The organism is Leptodesmis sp. (genome assembly GCF_052746595.1).
On the sequence record NZ_JBRAGO010000194.1, the window covers coordinates 1 to 3201 of the forward strand.

Below are 3201 nucleotides of genomic sequence, written 5' to 3' on the forward strand. Positions count from 1 at the left end.
GCTGTAGACAATCCAGTGATCGCTACCTTCCATCCGGCTGACCACCTCGCATTCCAGATAGGCTAGCGCATCTGCCAGAATTGGACAGCCGTTGTTTGCGGCGTAGGTTTTAATCTCAGCAAAGCGATCGGCCCCTGGCGGAAAGCGCTTCAGGAAATGTTTCATCAAGGGTTGGTAGTTGCCCTCTTCCAAAACGTTGAGGACAAAGCGATCGCCCACATGCATGAAGGACTCAATCGCCCGATCCTTCGCTACCGCAATGCTGATCCCCAGTGGCTCCAGACTGGCTTGTGATACCCAGGAGGCCAACATCGCACTAGAAGCTTCTCCTTTTTTAGCGGTGATGATGTACAGCCCCCCACTGATCCTACCCAGGGCTTTTTCCAAATCGTTGTCAATGGACTTAATCTGTTTAATGCTGCGATCGCGATTCAGCCACTGGCCCATATCTGTTCCTGCTTCATCGCACAGTTGATAGGTGGATTCATTGGGTGTTTCCTTAATCAGGATGGGCGGAAACACTTCAGTTACCCCAATTTCCTGCAAACGGTTGCGTAGGGGATAAACCGATTCATCATCCCCACCGCCTGCTTCAAATAAACCAAAGGCTTGCTTAGCATGGCTGGCTGCAAGGATCGTACTTAACAATGCCTGGGTATGGGAGGCATAGGCTCCTGATTGGGGCGGCATCCCAATCACAACTCCAGCCGCCATATCAACCAGTTCTCGGACTTCCTGCGGGTCAGCCATCTGGAAGTCTACCATTTCCACCACCACATCGGTTTTGGCAATTCCGTGAGCAATGGCCTGGGCCAAGCGATCGCTATAGCCATACTCTGACATATAAAACAGAGCAACGGTGGTAGCGGCTTTCGCTTGAGCCTGACTCCAATCCCGATACCGCCCCACCAGTTCGGGGATATGATGCCGTAGCAATGGGCCATGTCCAGTCGCGATTGTAGTAATTTCTGGCAAATCGCCCATCCGCTTGAGAGCCGACAGCACAGAACGAGCATTTGGCCCCATTAAGCAGTCGTAGTAGGTTTTGTAATCGGCATCCAGCAAGGCCAGATCTTCATCGTAGGTCTGGTCATCGCAATAATGCATCCCAAATACATCGCAGGTAAACAGGGTATGAGTGCCATGGTCATAGGTGAGGATGGTATCCGGCCAGTGCAGATTGGGGGCGGAAACAAACTCCAGTTCATGGCCTTGTCCCAGATCGATGCGATCGCCACTCTTCACCAGGAGCCGCTTGAACGGTTGATGCACCAGGTCATCCAGAAACTGCATCGCCACCTTCGCACCGACAACCGTAATGTTGGGATTCAGTTGCAGAACATCTTTAACCAGGCCACTGTGATCCGGCTCCGTGTGGCTAATTATCAGATAATCAATTTCAGCGGGATTAATCAGTTCAGTTAAGGTGTCTAAATAAAGCTGGCGGAACTTTTCGTGGGAGGTGTCAACCAGGGCGACTTTATCCCCCCGAATTAGAAAGGAATTATAAGTCGTGCCATTTTCCAGGGCGAATTCAATATCAAAGCGATCGCGATCCCAATCCAGCGAACGGATCGCTGTCGTATTGGGAGCAATTTCCACCGTTTGCATGGTCAGCCTGACTGGTGCCTTCTCAGCTACTGCAACCATGAACAACCTCCCGATAAAACTGTATTGAATGCTTCACTGTCCTTATCTTAACGGTCAATTTTCCTTTGTAAAGTTTTGTTAGGTGAAGTTACTTATTATTCAGGCTTATCATTCAGGAGGAGGGCGGTAAGTTGAGGCAATGAGTGGAGGTTAGGGGTTGGGGATGGGGGATGAGGGATGGGAAATTAGGGATTGGAGGGATGAAAAAAGGGCTTTATGGAACCGTGGTTGGCATTAGCGATCGGGAATACTCATCTCCATTGGGCACTCTTCAGCAACGATTGCCTGCATCACACCTGGAATACTCCCCACCTTTCTCCAGGCCAAGTCCACCATCTGATCACGCACCACTTCGACTTCAGCCTCCTCTCCTCCTCTGCCCCATCTCCCATTCCCCATCCCCTCTCCTCCATTTCTCATCCCCCGCTCCACATCGCCTCCGTCGTCCCTACCCAAACCCAACTGTGGACAACCTACCCCCAGGCTCGCTTTCTCCAGCTTAGTGATATTCCCTTACAAGGGATGTACTCTACCTTTGGCATCGATCGTGCCTTGACTCTGTGGGCTGCTATCCTGGCGATCGGTAGTCCCGTTCTGGTAATTGATGCAGGTACCGCGCTGACTTTTACTGCTGCTGACGAAAACCACCGCTTGATTGGAGGAGCCATCTTACCCGGCCTCCGCCTGCAACTAGAATCTCTCAGCCAGAACACTGCTGCCCTTCCCCTCTCCCTCCTCCCTGATCCTCGATTCCCCCTTCCTTCCCACTGGAGCCTGACCACCCCTGAAGCGATCGCCAGTGGCATTCTCCATACGCTGTTGGCTGGCATTCGCGATTTTCTCAGCCATTGGTGGAAGCAGTATCCCGCAGGACGAGTGATGATGACGGGAGGTGATAGCGATCGGTTTTATCACTACCTGATCACGGAGCAGCCAATTCTGGCTCAGCACATTCATTGCGATCACACACTCATCTTTAAGGGAATGCAAGCAGTGAGAGCATAAAGGAGCTAAACCAAGTCCAGCTAGAAAACTGGAGTTTTCTTATAAGAAAGAATACGGTTCTGGACTTGGATAAGGTTTAAACCTGCAGGAAGCCAATACAAAGCGCTAATTAGGAGCGATGGATTGGGGTTTGCCAGTCTCAACGCGTCTCAAGGCACCCCAATAACTGATGCTAAATAATAGCAATAATACTAAAATCATTCTGCCAGGAATGAGACCGAGTTTTATTAAAAAATAAGAGACAGGCAAAGGGCATTTATTCTATCCCCCTTGCCTGTACTTGGGGTGCCAGTGTCAGTAGTCAGTAGGGTTACTTCCAGCCTGCTCGATCCATAATCCTCACTGCTTGCTTGTTATTACGACCAAACATAGTGACATTGATCCGGTCTTCTTTAAATTTTCCCAGGCTGGCAAGTTTAGGATCAATGGCTACATTGGCCCGCACTGGGTATTCGTTGTTACCTTTAGCAAAAATTGCTTGAGCTTCTGGACTGGCTAGATATTCCAAAAATTTAATGGCCGCATCTCGATTTTTTGAGGTTTTAA

At 50.1% G+C, this 3201-nt stretch carries 3 protein-coding genes; 1 reads left to right on the forward strand and 2 read right to left on the reverse strand.

Annotation, left to right across the window (positions count from 1 at the left end):
- The coding region (locus ACUVQO_RS22880; protein WP_445928126.1) for a diflavin flavoprotein at positions 1-1650 on the reverse strand (1650 nt) is incomplete at its 3' end.
- A gap of 216 nt (positions 1651-1866) precedes the next feature.
- Between ACUVQO_RS22880 and ACUVQO_RS22885 the strand changes: the two genes are divergently transcribed.
- Complete coding sequence (locus ACUVQO_RS22885; protein ID WP_445928127.1) at positions 1867-2655, forward strand: pantothenate kinase; 789 nt, start codon at positions 1867-1869, stop codon at positions 2653-2655.
- A gap of 310 nt (positions 2656-2965) precedes the next feature.
- Here the strand turns inward: ACUVQO_RS22885 and ACUVQO_RS22890 are convergent.
- Positions 2966-3201: ABC transporter substrate-binding protein (locus ACUVQO_RS22890; RefSeq protein ID WP_445928128.1), on the reverse strand; the 236-nt coding region annotated here is incomplete at its 5' end.

Excerpts from the sequence above, each read along its gene's own strand:
- ACUVQO_RS22885 (WP_445928127.1), top strand. The coding sequence starts at position 1,867 with ATGGAACCGTGGTTGGCATTAGCGATCGGGAATACTCATCTCCATTGG.